The sequence below is a fragment of the Aeromonas sp. QDB31 genome (assembly GCF_027707605.1).
GTDB lineage: Bacteria > Pseudomonadota > Gammaproteobacteria > Enterobacterales > Aeromonadaceae > Aeromonas > Aeromonas media.
In genome coordinates this window covers 130733-144762 of sequence record NZ_JAPCIX010000001.1, presented here as the reverse complement: position 1 = coordinate 144762, position 14030 = coordinate 130733, and the positions used below count along the sequence as shown (strand labels likewise).

Here is a 14030-nt window from a genome sequence, read left to right as displayed (position 1 = left end):
CACGAGTACCAGCCTGATACGCAATCAAAAAAGAGCAACCCAACACAGCCACGGGTTGCACCTCATGAATCACTCAGAAAACATGTATGCAACCTATTAATATTTCACTAAAAACCTATATTAAGCCCTATTTTAAGGCTCAATCCTCCGAACCATGTGGCATAGGAAAATTCAACAATGTAGCCAAAACATTAAAATTTCTTGCTTGAAGGTTGCACCTGGTTGCGCCATCCTCGGCAAAATTTAACCGTCCGGTAATATTGTTACCTTATAGACACAGGAAGTCCCATGGCCACCACCACCCTTGGCGTTAAACTCGACGAAGCGACCCGCGACCGGCTCAAGCAGGCGGCGCAGACCCTGGATCGCACCCCCCACTGGCTGATCAAGCAGGCGATCTTCACCTATCTGGAACAGCTGGAGCGCGGCCTGACCCCGCCTGAGCACTCCGGCCTGGCCGCTGCCGCCGGAGAAGAGGCCATCGAGACCCTGAGCGAGCAGGGGATCCAGGTCTTCCTCGAGTTTGCCGAGAGCATCCTGCCGCAGTCCGTGCTGCGCGCCGCCATCACCTCCGCCTATCGCCGCCCCGAGACCGAGGCCGTGCCCATGCTGCTGGAGCAGGCCCGCCTGCCCAAGGAGAAGGCCGAGGCCACCCAGAAGCTCGCCATGAGCATCGCCGAGAAGCTGCGCAACCAGAAGAGCGCCAGCGGCCGTCAGGGCCTGGTGCAGGGGCTGCTGCAGGAGTTCTCCCTCTCCTCCCAGGAAGGGGTGGCCCTGATGTGCCTGGCGGAGGCGCTGCTGCGCATCCCCGACAAGGCAACCCGGGATGCCCTGATCCGCGACAAGATAAGCGGTGGCAACTGGAGCCAGCACCTGGGCCAGAGTGCCTCCCTGTTCGTCAATGCCGCCTCCTGGGGCCTGCTCATCACCGGCAAGCTGGTGGCCACCCACAACGAGGCAGGCCTCAACAGCTCCCTCAAGGGACTGATCGGCAAGGGCGGCGAGCCGCTGATCCGCAAGGGTGTGGACATGGCGATGCGCCTGATGGGGGAGCAGTTCGTCACCGGCGAGACCATCGCCGAGGCGCTGGCGAACGCGGGCTCCATGGAAAACAGGGGTTTCCGCTACTCCTACGACATGCTGGGGGAAGCGGCACTGACGGAAGAAGACGCCAAGCGTTATCTCGCCTCCTACGAGCAGGCCATCCACGCCATCGGCAAGGCCTCCCATGGCCGCGGCATCTATGAGGGCCCGGGCATCTCCATCAAACTCTCCGCCCTGCACCCGCGCTACAGCCGCGCCCAGTACGATCGCGTCATGGAGGAGCTCTATCCCACATTGCTGGGGCTGACCCAGCTCGCCAAGCAGTACGACATCGGCATCAACATCGACGCCGAGGAGGCCGATCGGCTGGAGATCTCCCTCGACCTGCTGGAAAAGCTCTGCTTCGACCCGTCTCTCGCGGACTGGAACGGCATCGGCTTCGTCATCCAGGCCTATCAGAAGCGCTGCCCCTATGTGATCGACTACGTCATCGATCTCGCCAAGCGCAGCCGTCACCGCCTGATGATCCGGCTGGTGAAGGGCGCCTACTGGGACAGCGAGATCAAGCGCGCCCAGCAGGACGGCCTGGAGGGTTACCCCGTCTATACCCGCAAGCCCTACACCGATGTCTCCTATCTCGCCTGCGCCCGCAAGCTGCTGGCGGTGCCCGAGTCTATCTATCCCCAGTTTGCCACCCACAACGCCCACTCCCTGTCGGCCATCTACCAGCTGGCGGGTCAGAACTACTACCCGGGCCAGTACGAGTTCCAGTGCCTGCACGGCATGGGTGAGCCGCTCTACGAACAGGTGGTCGGCAAGGTCGCCGACGGCAAGCTGGGTCGCCCCTGCCGCATCTATGCGCCGGTCGGCAGCCACGAGACCCTGCTCGCCTACCTGGTGCGCCGCCTGCTGGAGAACGGGGCCAACACCTCCTTCGTCAACCGCATCGCGGACAACAGCATCTCCCTGCAGGATCTGGTGCAGGATCCGGTACAGCAGATCGAGCAGATGGCCGCCCGTGAAGGCAGCCTGGGTCTGCCCCACCCGCGCATTCCCCTGCCCCGTGAGCTGTACGGCGAGGCTCGTCCGAACTCCGCCGGCCTGGATCTCGCGAACGAGCACCGTCTGGGATCGCTGTCCGCCGCCCTGCTCGCCAGCACCAACACCGCCTATCAGGCCCTGCCCATGTTGGGTAATGAACACCCGGGCTGCGACACCGAGGCGCCGACCCAGTTCCAGCAGGTGGTCAACCCGGCGGATCACCGCGACGTCGTCGGTCAGGTGAGCGAAGCCACGGTCGAACTGGTGGACAAGGCCCTCGCCTGCGCCCTGGCCAGCGGCCAGATCTGGCAATCGACTCCGCCGGCCGAGCGTGCCGCCGTGCTGGATCGCGCCGCCGACCTGATGGAATCCGAGCTGCAACCCCTGATGGGCCTACTGGTACGCGAATCCGGCAAGACTTTCGCCAACGCCATCGCCGAGGTGCGCGAGGCGGTGGACTTCCTGCGCTACTACGCCGCCCAGGCGCGCAACCACTTCGCCAACGAGAGCCACAGACCGCTCGGCCCCGTGGTCTGCATCAGCCCCTGGAACTTCCCGCTGGCCATCTTCAGCGGCCAGGTCTGCGCGGCGCTCGCGGCCGGCAATACGGTGCTCGCCAAGCCTGCGGAGCAGACCCCCCTCATCGCGGCGCAAGCGGTGCGCATCCTGCGCGAGGCCGGCGTCCCCGCCGGTGCGGTGCAACTGCTGCCGGGCCGCGGTGAGACCGTGGGGGCGGCGCTCATCGCGGACGAGCGAGTGCGCGGCGTCATGTTCACCGGCTCCACCGAGGTGGCGGGTATCATCTCCCGCAACCTGGCCGGTCGCCTCGACGCCCAGGGCCGCACCATTCCGCTCATCGCCGAGACCGGCGGCCAGAACGCCATGATCGTCGACTCCTCCGCTCTCACCGAACAGGTGGTGATGGACGTCATCTCCTCGGCGTTCGACAGCGCCGGTCAGCGCTGCTCCGCCCTGCGGGTGCTGTGCGTGCAGGACGACGTCGCCGAGCGGGTGATCCGTATGCTCAAGGGCGCCATGGCCGAGTACAAGGTCGGCAGCCCCGAGCACCTCTCCACCGACATCGGCCCTGTCATCGACGCCGAGGCCAAGGCCAACATAGAACGCCACATCAAGGCCATGGGGGACAAGGGTCGCCGGGTGCACCAGATTGCCCGCACCCAAGAGGGTGCCTGCAACCGCGGCACCTTCGTGCTGCCGACGCTCATCGAGCTCGACAGCCTGGATGAGCTGGGCCCAGAGGTGTTCGGCCCTGTGCTGCACCTGGTGCGCTACCCCCGTGCCAAGCTCGGCGAACTGCTCGCGCAGATCAACGACAGCGGCTACGGCCTGACTCTGGGGGTCCACACCCGCATCGACGAGACCATCGCCCAGGTGGTCAACACCGCCAAGGTCGGCAACCTCTACGTCAACCGCAACATAGTGGGCGCCGTGGTCGGGGTGCAGCCGTTCGGCGGCGAAGGGCTCTCCGGCACAGGACCCAAGGCGGGTGGCCCGCTCTACATGTACCGTCTGCTCGGGGCACGCCCGCAGGAGGCGGTGACCAGCCAGCTTCGCCAGGAGCCGGGCGCAACCCCGCAAGCCGAGGCCGCCAAACCGGCGCTGCTGGCCTTGCGTGGCTGGGCGGGCAAGCAGGCCCCGGCACTGGTGGCCCTGTGCGATCGCTACGGCGAGCTGGCGCTGAGCGGCCTGACCCAACTGCTGGTCGGCCCCACCGGCGAGCGCAACAGCTACAGCCTGCTGCCCCGGGAGCGTGTGCTCTGCCTGGCCGCCGACGATAAAGAAGCCAAGACGGATCTGCTGGCCCAGCTGGCGGCCTGTCTGGCGGTCGGGACAGAGGTGCTGTGGCAGGACAATGCCCAGAACCGTACCCTGCTGACCAGCCTGCCCAGCGAGGTACAGGCGCGCATCCAGCTGGTTGCGGACTGGGCCAGCAGCGACATCGGCTTCGATGCCCTGCTGCACCACGGCGACTCGGATCAGCTGCGGGAAGTGGCCAAGCTGGCCGCTGCCCGTGCGGGTGCCATCGTCGGCGTGCACGGCCTGCACCGTGGCGAGACCGACATCCCCCTGGAGCGACTGCTGATCGAGCACGCCCTCTCGGTCAACACCGCCGCCGCCGGTGGCAACGCCAGCCTGATGACCATAGGCTAAGCACCGCGACAGAGACTAAAGCCCCGCCGATGCGGGGCTTTTTATGTCAGTCGCTCGCTCACAAGTGCATAAAAAAGGCCGCCCTTGTCGGGGCGGCCTTCTTGTTCTCCCTTCTCCCCTCGCGGGAGAAGGATTGGGGATGAGGGGGTTAAACGTACTCCATAAACACCCGGGAAGTGAGCTTGGTGATGAGCTCGTAGGGAGAAGATTGTGCCTATCTCCTCGGCCGCCATCCCAAGTCAAAGGGTTAAACGTACTCCATAAACACTCTGGAGGTCAGCTTGGTGATCAGCTCGTAAGGAATGGTGCCAATCTCGTCGGCGACCCGCTCCACCGGCAAGCCCTCGCCCCAGAGCACGGCTTCGTCACCGGCCTTGTCGGTGGCGTCAGGGCCGAGATCCACAGTGGTCATGTCCATGGAGACGCGGCCCACCAGGGGGACGATGCGGCCATTGACCAGCACGGACGTGCCGTTGGGTGCCATGCGCGGGTAGCCATCGCCATAGCCGATGGCAATCACCCCGAGCCGGGTATCACGGGTTGACACCCAGTTGGCGCCATAACCCACAGGCTCCCCCGCCTTGTGATCCCGCACTGCGATGAGCTGGGTCTTCAAGGTCATCACGGGTTTCAGGTCGTAATCCGCCGCCACCGTGTTCGGGAAGGGGGAGACGCCGTAGAGGATGACGCCGGGGCGCACCCAGTCGCAGTGGGAGTCCGGCCAGGCCAGAATGCCTGCCGAGTTCGCCATGGCACGCTCGCCCTTGAGGGAGGCGGTCAACTTGCTGAACAAGTCGATCTGCTCGCGGGTGGTGGATTGCTCGAGCTCATCGGAGCGGCTGAAGTGGGTCATGACGTTGAACGGCTGCACCACGTTCTTGCACTTGCCGAGCCGCTCGATAAAGGCGGGCATCTCCTCGGCCCGCACCCCGAGCCGGTGCATGCCGGTGTCAAGCTTGAACCAGGCCACCACGGGGGCCGGCAACTCGGCCTGCTCCAGGGCCTCGAGCTGCTCCCAGGTATGCACCGCGGTCTGCAGGTTGTTGGCCGCCAGCACCGGCAAATCGGCACTCGAGAAGAAGCCCTCCAGCAGCACTATGGGTTTGACCACGGCGCAGGAGCGCAGCATCAGCGCCTCCTCGATGCGGGCCACCGCATAGGCGTCCGCATCCACCAGGGTGCGGGCCACCGGCAGCAGGCCATGGCCATAGGCGTTGGCCTTGACCACGGCGATGATCTTGCAGGAAGGCGCGTGGCGCTTGACCACGGCGAGGTTGTGGCGCAGGGCCGAGGTATCGATTTGGGCAATAGCCGCTTTCATCTGTTTTTCCTTACGAGGGCATGATGGCGCACCTGCGCCAGGCACCGAGTGGTGTCATCCCTTGATAGTCATCGTCTAAGGCCGGACCGGCAGAATTGTCGAACCGGGAGAACTGGCCCTGGAAGCTGAGGCGCACCCGTCCGTATTGGTACCGTTACGCTGCTTGCCTATGGTCATCCCAGCAATTCCCTTGTCAGGACAATCAGGTACTCAATAATCATCGTCAAACGCCGGGCCGGCGTAGTTGTCGAACCGGGAGAACTGACCCTGGAAGGTGAGGCGCACCCGACCTATGGGGCCGTTACGCTGCTTGCCGATGATGATCTCCGCAATCCCCTTGTCGGGACTGTCGTCGTGATACACCTCGTCGCGGTAGATGAACATGATCAAATCCGCATCCTGCTCGATGGAGCCGGATTCCCGCAGATCCGAGTTGACCGGCCGCTTGTCGGCCCGCTGCTCCAGGCTTCGGTTCAGCTGGGAGAGCGCCACCACAGGGCATTGCAGCTCTTTCGCCAGGGCCTTGAGGGAGCGGGAGATTTCACCGATCTCCAGGGTTCTGTTGTCAGACAGCGCAGGTACCCGCATCAGCTGCAGGTAGTCGATCATGATCATCGAGAGACCGCCGTGCTCGCGGGCGATGCGCCGGGCACGGGAGCGCACGTCGGTCGGGGTCAGGCCGGAGGCGTCATCTATGTACATCTTGCCCTTCTCGAGCAGTAGCCCCATGGTGGAGGAGAGTCGCGCCCAGTCTTCATCGTCGAGCTGGCCGGTCCGCACCTTGGTCTGATCGATGCGCCCCACCGAGGCGAGCATACGCATGATGATCTGCTCGGAGGGCATCTCCAGGGAGAAGATGAGCACCGGCTTGTCGGCGGTGAGCGCCGCGTGCTCGCACAGGTTCATGGCAAAGGTGGTCTTGCCCATGGAGGGACGGGCCGCGACTATGATGAGGTCCGAGCGCTGCAGGCCGGCGGTCATCTTGTCCAGATCCCCATAACCGCTGGAGACCCCGGTCACGCCGTTGTGAGGAGTCTTGAACAGCTCCTCAATCTTGTCGACCGTCTGCTCCAGAATGAGTTTCAGGGGCTGCGGGCCCTCGTTGGCGCTGGAGCGCTGCTCGGCAATCTGGAACACCTTGCTCTCGGCCAGGTCCAGCAGATCGCCGGAGGTGCGCCCCTGGGGCTCGTAACCCGCTTCGACTATCTCGTTGGCGACCGAGATCATCTCCCGTACCACAGCCCGCTCACGCACGATCTCGGCGTAGGCATTGATGTTGGCGGCGCTCGGGGTGTTCTTGGCGATCTCCACCAGATAGGCGAAGCCACCGGACTCTTCCAGCTGCTCGGAGCGCTCCAGCTCCTCCTGCAGGGTGATGAGATCGATGGGGTTGCCCGCATTGGAGAGGCGGGTCATGGCCTGGAAGATCAGGCGGTGGGGACGGCTGTAGAAATCCTTGTCGATCACCCGCTCGGCCACCCGATCCCAGGCCTCGTTATCCAGCATCAGACCGCCCAGTACGGACTGCTCGGCCTCAAAAGAGTGGGGGGGAACTTTCAGCTGTTGTGTCTTGGCGTCTTTTTTCGCCGTCACTTGCTCTGCCATACACATAAAAACCGCAGCGGGAAGGGGACGGGAATTTTACAAAAGAAACCCCGCCATCGCGAGCGCTAATGCGCGCTATTCACCTCACCCGGTGGCCTGCCTGCTTGCGGATGGCCGGCTCATCGGCTCCTGGGGCCCTCCCTGCCCCTCACAGCACGAGGAAGGGCCAGACCAGGGTCTGATCCTTCGCCTTGGATTTGAGCTTGTTGCGCAGCCTGCGCACCGAACGACTCGGTCGTCTGTTTCTCATGGGGATCCTCCTTGGCGCCCCCAGGGGGGGCAATCTGTTCATGAATAATTCATGCCAGACATGGTAATCATACCCGCAAGCTGCAACACAAAAAGGGACCGGCAGCCTGCCATGCGCCTCGCTGAGCTTGCACAAGCAGAGCATGCCCCCACCTACATGAGAGTGAAAGAGTCAAAATGAAAAAGATGCTGACCCTGTTTGCCGTGATCCTGGCCATTGGCCTTGGGGCACCCATCGCCGAGGCCAAGAAATTTGGTGGCGGCAAATCCTTTGGCAAGAGCTACAAGACGGCACCGGCTCAACCGGCTCCGACTGCAGCCCCCGTGAATGGCAAGAATCCGACTCTGGCCGCGGCGCCCAAGAAGAGCGGCATGATGGGTGGCCTGCTGGGCGGCCTGCTGGCCGGTGGCCTGTTCGCCTACCTGCTGGGCAGCGGCGCCTTCGAAGGTCTGCAAGGGATGGACTTCCTGCTGATCGCCCTGCTGGCACTGGGTGGTGTATTCCTGTTCCGAGCCCTGCGCAAGAACAAGGCGGCGGCACCTCAGCCACAGACGGCCTACGCGGGCTATCAGCCTCCGTCGGCAGCGCCTCAGCAGTTCGAACAGAGCAACGGTGCCCCGCAGGCAACCGGCTTTGCCGACAGTGACGTCCCCTTCCGCCTGCCGCCAGGTTTTGACATGAACGGTTTCCTGTCCGGTGCCCGCGATCACTATCGCACCCTGCAAGAGGCCTGGAACAAGAACGATCTGGAGAAGGTACGGGAGTACGTGAGCCCGGAACTGTTCCAGCACCTCCAGGCCGAGCGCGCCGAACTGACCGGCGAGCAGCACACCGAGGTGATGTATGTGGACACCCAGCTGGTGCGTGCCGACTACGGCAGCGACTGGGCCCAGGTCAGCGTGCGCTTCAGCGGTCGCTACATGGACCGTCAGGAGCAGGTCGAGGAGGACATCAAGGAGGTGTGGCACCTCGAGCGCAACCTGGCCAAGGACAATGCCCCCTGGCACATCGTCGGCATCGAGCAACTATAAGCACGCTCGTTCGGCAAGCATGATAAAGGCGACCTCAGGGTCGCTTTTTTATTGTCATCGCACTCTTCACTGCGACTCATGGAATATTCCCCCGCCTTGCGAGGAGCCGGGAATAATCGTCATCAGCTCCTGTTGATGACCTCGAAAATAAAAAAGAGAGGCAGCCATGGCTGCCTCTCTTTTGTTATTGGCCCAGAGCCGCTGGATTATTTGCAGCCATCCATAGAGGCGGAATTAACATAGCTGACTTCACCGGACGGCTGATAATCGGCCACCAGTATGGTCTTCTTCGCCGCGATGTAATCCTTCAGCACACCGGCATCCACCAGACCGGCATTGATGGTGTCGATCTTCGGATAACCGTCACCACCGGCCGCACTGAAGCTCGGGATGGAGAAGCTGTAGCTGGCCGCCGGATCGAAGGCCTTGCCGCCCACGCTGGTGATGGTCACGCTTTTCGCCTGGCAGTCCACCGCCATGTTGATGCCACCAAACTGGGCATAGCCGCCGGTGTTGATGGTCTTGGTCGCCACCTGGCCCAGATAGGCCGCCAGTTCGCTGCCACTCATGGTCGCCTTGTTGACCGTGTTGCCAAATGGATGCACGGTCAGCACGTCGCGGTAGCTGATGTCGCCAGCCGCGATGGAGGCACGCACCCCGCCTGAGTTGACGATGCCAAAATCGGTACCCAGCTTCTCGGCGGTGGCGGTGGTGATGAGGCGACCCAGATTGGTCTGCTTGTTGCGCACGTTGGCACGCTCGCCGTCCAGCACACCGTCGGTGGAGCCTATCACCACGCCCAGCTCCTGCTGCCCCTTCTCCTGGTAGGTAAGCAGGGTATTGTAGAGCTCGGGATCCTTGGTGATCTCTTCCTGAATGAAGGCGCCGTCAGCGTCTTTCAGATTGACAGGGATGAGGTCGTACTGGGTCAGGGTCAGCTTGCCATTCTGGTAGTCAAACTGGGCGCGGCCCACATACTTGCCCCACTCGTGGGCCTGCATGATCCAGGTGCCGTTCTGCTGATCCGGCAGGCAGTCGTCACCCGGCTTGAAGTCGGCGTACTTGTCCGGCGTGCCCGGCTCCATGCAGACCGGGTTCTGGGAGTGACCGCCGATGATGGCGTCCAGAGTGCCGGCCGGCAGTGCACGCGCCATCTCCACATCCCCGGGGGTATTGCTGCCGTGCTGGCCATTTTCGTAGTGACCCATGTGGGTGATGGCCAGGACCAGGTTCGCCTCTTTGCTGTCGCGGATCTGCTGACCAAGCCTGGCCGCTTCCGTGGTCGGATCGCGGAACTCCAGGGTCTGGACGTTGTTGGGATCCACCAGCTGGGCGGTGTCTTCGGTGGTCAGGCCCAGCACGGCAACCTTGAGACCGCTCTCCAGCTTGAACACCTTGTAGGGATCGAAATAGCGCTTGCCGCTGGCCTTGTCGTAGATGTTGGCGGAGATCATGGGGAACTGGGCCCACTCACGCTGTTTCTCCAGGATGGTCAGAGGGTTGTCGAACTCGTGGTTACCCACCGCCATGGCATCGTAGCGGATGCTGTTCATGGCCATGAAGTCCGGCTCGGCATCCTGCAGATCCGACTCGGGTACCCCGGTGTTCACGTCGCCACCGGAGAGTACCAGCACCTCGCTGCCGGCCGCCTTGGCCTCGCCACGCAGGCGTTCGACCAGGGTCTTCTGGGCAGCCATGCCATATTCACCCTTGTCGTTGTGCCAGAAACGACCGTGGGTATCATTGGTGTGCAGAATGGTCAGCTTGCAGACATTTTCGCTGCAGGGGGCGACGCTGTCATTGCTTGAGATATTGCAGCCACTCAGCGCGGCGAGCACGGCCAGCGCGACACTTCCTTTGACAAATTTATAATTCATTTCCATATCACCTTGTTATTTTGTTATTGGGCAACCCGGTCTCGAGTCGGTCCGTAATATAACAAACAACATGTGACGCTTTTTCATCAGTGACTCACAAATTCCGCCAAATGTGATCACCAGCGCAACCTCTTTCCTCATATTCCCATCCCCTCCTGCCCTGTCGCGCCATTTCACCCGCAGGGATGGCAGCCGGTCGGAGACAGTTGTGGCATACTTCCCGCCAATCGATGCCAAGGAGACTCGTGAATGGCAAAGTACGACAAGATTTCCCCCGAGACCCAGCAGGAGGCGATGAAGGTAGCCCGCGCCAACCAGAAGCCGGGGCAGACCAAGGAACAGACCCAGTTGATCGCCCAGGGAATCCAGAAGGGCATAGACGAATACAAGAAGCAGATGAAGGCGCGAGCCCGGGAGGCGAGCCGCCAGAAGAAGTTGCAGGCCAGGGCGAAGCAGCCACAACAGGGCGAGCATGAAGAAGAGAGCGAGCTCGACGTGATCGAGGTCTCTCGCCAGCACCCGTTGCCATGGGTATTGCTGGTACTGAGCTGGCTGGTGTTTGGCTGTGCCTGGATCTGGCTGCGCTGATCCCTTGCCTGGCAAACCTTTGCCCTGGGATCGGCCTCACAGCCCGGGGCCGGCGCGCTGGTCATCCCTCGCCCCTGCTGCTTACACTCTTCCCCCCGTTGTCTGGAGACCCCCATCATGAATCCGGCCCCCCTCTATCTGCTGGCCCCTCTCGTACTATTTATCGTGACCCTGGTGCTCTATCGCATCTCCCCGCTGCGAGCGGTCGCCGCCGGCAACGCCCGCTGGTTTATCCTGCCAGCCTTCACCCTCTTCATCCTGCTCATCGTCATCAATGGCGCGGCAGACCCGAGCCTGCGCAGCCCCGGCTTTCACTGGCTGATGCCGGGTCTTGGCTTTGCACTCTGCCTGTTCCCGGCGCTGCCCAAGGCGCTGGTGCCGCGCCTGGCCATCAAGGAGGGGGCCTTCGCCGCCCTGGGCCTGATGCTGATGAGCCTAGCCATGGTCTACTGATGTCGTTTACACGATCTTTTTCATGATCTGAGGGGCGCCCTGTGACGGGCGCCCCTTGTACAACCAATGGACGATAGGCATCTTGGTGACAGAGTAACCAGCCAGGAGGCCAGATGGACAATCCGCCCGATTTCATGGCGCAGTGGGATTATCAGGATCCCGCCGCCACTGCCCTGCGTTTTCGACGCCTGCTCGAAGAGGCGCAGGACGACCTGCAATACGAGCTGGAGCTGCTCACCCAAATCGCCCGCACCCACTCCCTGCAGCGTCAGTTTGCACAGGCCCACCAGCTGCTCGACGAGATAGAACCCCGCCTCACCGACGCCACCCCGCGAGCACGGCTGCGCGCCTTGCTGGAACGGGGGCGGACATTCAACTCGGCCGGCGATAAGGCCAGCGCCAGGACGCTGTTCGAGCAGGGGTGGCAACTCGGGCTCAAGCTGGGGGAGACTGGGCTCGCCATAGACGCGGCCCACATGGTGGCCATCGCCGCCCCGCTGGAGGAGCAGAGCCGCTGGCATCAACTGGCGATGACCCTGGCCGAACGCAGTGCCGACGATAAGGTGCGCGGCTGGCTGCCCAGCCTCTACAACAATCAGGGCTGGACCCTGTTCGAGCTGGGACGCCTCGATGAAGCCAGAGCCTGCCAGCAAAAATGCCTGGCCTGGCACCAGCAGCACAACAATCAGGCCAAGGCCTTTATCGCCCGCTGGAGCCTGGCACGGCTGAGCCGGGCCCAGGGCCTGCACGAACAGGCGATGGCCGAGCTGAGCCAGCTGAAAGCCGACATGGCCGAGGCCAGCGCGCCGGAAGATGGCTACCTGTTCGAGGAACTGGGGGAGAACGGCCTGATGCTGGACGATCCGGCCGCCCCCGAATACTTCGCCCGCGCCTGGTTCCTGCTCTCGCGGGATGGCTGGCTACAGGCCAACGAGACGGAGCGGCTGGCCAGACTCAAGCGCCTCGCCAAGCTCTGACGGCGGGCCGCAAAAAGAGCGGGTGGCTCACGCCGCCCGTCACTCAGGCCAAGCCCCCTCTTCCCGGCTCTGCCTCTTGCGACAGATAAGGGAAGGCCCGAGCCCAGCTGCACTTAAGCCTCAAGCCAGGCTCGCCTCTTCCCAACCCTGCTTCTTGCGATAAATAGTCGAGGGGCTGATCTCCAGCAGCGCCGCCGCCTTGGGGATGTTGCCGTCACAGCTGGCGATGGCCTGCTCGATGGCCTCCTTCTCCACCAGCCAGAGCGGGCGCACCGGCAGAGCGGTCTGCACGGGCTCGGCCAGGATCTCGTGGGTCGCCTCAGCAGCAGCAGGCACCGCGAGCGCACGGCCGCCGTTGAGCGGCGGTGGCAGTATATCCTTGCTCACCAGTTCGCGATCGTTGAGCACCACTATGTTGCGCACCACGTTCTGCAGCTCGCGCACATTGCCGGGCCAAGGGTAGTCGAGCAATATCCGCACAGTGTCGGCATCGAAATCCTTGAAGCGCTTGTGCTCCTCCTTGGCATATCGCAGCAGGAGGTCGCGGGCCAGCAGCAGTATGTCTTCGCCGCGCTCCCGCAGTGGCGGCAGGGAGAGCGGGATCACGTGCAGACGGTAGTAAAGATCCTCGCGAAAACGCCCCGCCTTGACCTCCACCAGGGGATCCCGGTTGGTGGCGCAGACGAAGCGCACATCCACCGTCTCCAGCTTGCCGCTGCCGACCCGCTGCAGGGTACCGGTCTGGATGAAGCGCAGCAGCTTGCTCTGCAGGTCGAGATCCATCTCGCAGATCTCGTCGAGGAACAAGGTGCCACCGTCCGCCAGGCTGGCCGCCCCCTTGCGATCCCCCTGGGCACCGGTGAACGATCCCTTCACATGACCGAAGATCTCGCTCTCCATCAGATCGTGGGGAATGGCGGCGCAGTTGAGCGCGATGAACGGCTGATCCCGGCGCGGACTGCACTGGTGGATGGCCTCGGCACACACCTCCTTGCCGGTGCCGCTCTCCCCCGTGATGAACACGGTCGCCTTGCTCGGGGCCGCGCTCTCTATGATGCGATAGACAGCCTGCATCGCCATGGAGGCGCCGATGAAGCCCGCAAAGGAGCTGCGCTCGAAGTTCTCCCGATACTGGGCCACCAGCGAGCTGAGCTGCTGGTGCTTGAGGGCGTTGCGCGCCGTGGCGCACAGCCGCTTGCCGTCGAACGGCTTGGTCAGGAAATCGAAGGCACCGCAGCGCATCGCCTCCACCGCCACATCCACCGAGCCGTGGGCGGTGATCACCACCACCGAGCAGGGCAGTTGCTGCTCGGTGATCTGCTGCAGTATGGCCATGCCGGACATATCGGGCAGTTCGAGATCGAGCAGCACCACGGGGGGCGGGCTGGCCAGCAACTGCGCCAGTGCCTGCTGGCCGCAATCGGCCAACAGCACATCATAGCCATCCTGAACCAGGTACTGTTCATAGACAACGGCCAGACTGCGGGTATCTTCCACCAGCAGGACACGGGGTTTGCTTTCAGCCACGAGATCCATCCTTGCGATTGATTTTGTTGTCTATTCTGGGGGGTAGACGCCATACACTCAAGACGGGCTCTCAGCTTTCTCCCGCCACCCACTGCGCCACACAAGCAAAAACGGCTCCCTGGGGAGCCGTTTTCATCGCGTTTA

At 63.1% G+C, this 14030-nt stretch carries 9 protein-coding genes and 1 pseudogene; 5 read left to right on the top strand and 5 right to left on the bottom strand.

The genetic code is table 11. The features are described 5' to 3' along the window. Positions 1–288: 288 nt before the first annotated feature. The gene (gene putA, locus PG898_RS00630; RefSeq protein WP_139750884.1) at positions 289–4257 is read left to right on the top strand and encodes a trifunctional transcriptional regulator/proline dehydrogenase/L-glutamate gamma-semialdehyde dehydrogenase; all 3969 of its coding nucleotides are present in this window, start codon (positions 289–291) and stop codon (positions 4255–4257) included. A gap of 247 nt (positions 4258–4504) precedes the next feature. On the opposite strand, the gene alr is transcribed toward putA, so the two are convergent. From alr to dnaB, 3 genes and pseudogenes are all read right to left on the bottom strand, one after another. Further along, positions 4505–5578, bottom strand: a complete 1074-nt coding sequence (alr, locus tag PG898_RS00625; RefSeq protein ID WP_005330481.1) for an alanine racemase — start codon at positions 5576–5578, stop codon at positions 4505–4507. A gap of 10 nt (positions 5579–5588) precedes the next feature. After that, positions 5589–5782 (bottom strand): annotated as a pseudogene (locus PG898_RS21290) (hypothetical protein); the annotation flags it as partial. A gap of 6 nt (positions 5783–5788) precedes the next feature. Then, the gene (gene dnaB, locus PG898_RS00620; RefSeq protein ID WP_005330482.1) at positions 5789–7183 is read right to left on the bottom strand and encodes a replicative DNA helicase; all 1395 of its coding nucleotides are present in this window, start codon (positions 7181–7183) and stop codon (positions 5789–5791) included. Positions 7184–7609: 426 nt separating this feature from the next. Between dnaB and PG898_RS00615 the strand changes: the two genes are divergently transcribed. Next, complete coding sequence (locus PG898_RS00615; RefSeq protein ID WP_005330485.1) at positions 7610–8464, top strand: Tim44 domain-containing protein; 855 nt, start codon at positions 7610–7612, stop codon at positions 8462–8464. Between the two features lie 206 nt (positions 8465–8670). Here PG898_RS00615 and ushA read toward each other — a convergent pair whose 3' ends face one another. Further along, positions 8671–10341, bottom strand: coding sequence for a bifunctional UDP-sugar hydrolase/5'-nucleotidase UshA (gene ushA / locus PG898_RS00610; protein ID WP_270823272.1), 1671 nt, complete (start codon positions 10339–10341; stop codon positions 8671–8673). A 249-nt stretch (positions 10342–10590) separates the two neighbouring features. Between ushA and PG898_RS00605 the strand changes: the two genes are divergently transcribed. The 3 genes from PG898_RS00605 (at position 10591) to PG898_RS00595 (ending at position 12359) form a co-directional block, all read left to right on the top strand. Continuing rightward, positions 10591–10929: a DUF2956 domain-containing protein gene (locus tag PG898_RS00605; protein WP_182786202.1), complete on the top strand. Its 339-nt coding sequence runs from the start codon at positions 10591–10593 to the stop codon at positions 10927–10929. 117 nt (positions 10930–11046) lie between these two features. Further along, positions 11047–11382 (top strand): hypothetical protein, encoded by a 336-nt coding sequence (locus tag PG898_RS00600; protein WP_043132774.1) that lies wholly within the window; start codon positions 11047–11049, stop codon positions 11380–11382. Positions 11383–11495: 113 nt separating this feature from the next. After that, entirely contained in the window at positions 11496–12359 is an 864-nt protein-coding gene (locus tag PG898_RS00595; RefSeq protein ID WP_005330492.1) for a hypothetical protein, read from the top strand. A gap of 120 nt (positions 12360–12479) precedes the next feature. On the opposite strand, the gene PG898_RS00590 is transcribed toward PG898_RS00595, so the two are convergent. Further along, on the bottom strand, positions 12480–13886 hold the full coding sequence (locus PG898_RS00590) for a sigma-54-dependent transcriptional regulator (protein WP_270823271.1): 1407 nt from the start codon (positions 13884–13886) through the stop codon (positions 12480–12482). Positions 13887–14030: the final 144 nt, after the last annotated feature.

What these genes read in the sequence shown, in the direction of transcription:
- ushA (WP_270823272.1), bottom strand. Translation starts at nt 10,341, where the DNA reads ATGAATTATAAATTTGTCAAAGGAAGTGTCGCGCTGGCCGTGCTCGCC.
- PG898_RS00595 (WP_005330492.1), top strand. Translation starts at nt 11,496, where the DNA reads ATGGACAATCCGCCCGATTTCATGGCGCAGTGGGATTATCAGGATCCC.
- alr (WP_005330481.1), bottom strand. Translation starts at nt 5,578, where the DNA reads ATGAAAGCGGCTATTGCCCAAATCGATACCTCGGCCCTGCGCCACAAC.
- PG898_RS00600 (WP_043132774.1), top strand. Translation starts at nt 11,047, where the DNA reads ATGAATCCGGCCCCCCTCTATCTGCTGGCCCCTCTCGTACTATTTATC.
- PG898_RS00605 (WP_182786202.1), top strand. Translation starts at nt 10,591, where the DNA reads ATGGCAAAGTACGACAAGATTTCCCCCGAGACCCAGCAGGAGGCGATG.
- dnaB (WP_005330482.1), bottom strand. Translation starts at nt 7,183, where the DNA reads ATGGCAGAGCAAGTGACGGCGAAAAAAGACGCCAAGACACAACAGCTG.
- putA (WP_139750884.1), top strand. Translation starts at nt 289, where the DNA reads ATGGCCACCACCACCCTTGGCGTTAAACTCGACGAAGCGACCCGCGAC.
- PG898_RS00615 (WP_005330485.1), top strand. Translation starts at nt 7,610, where the DNA reads ATGAAAAAGATGCTGACCCTGTTTGCCGTGATCCTGGCCATTGGCCTT.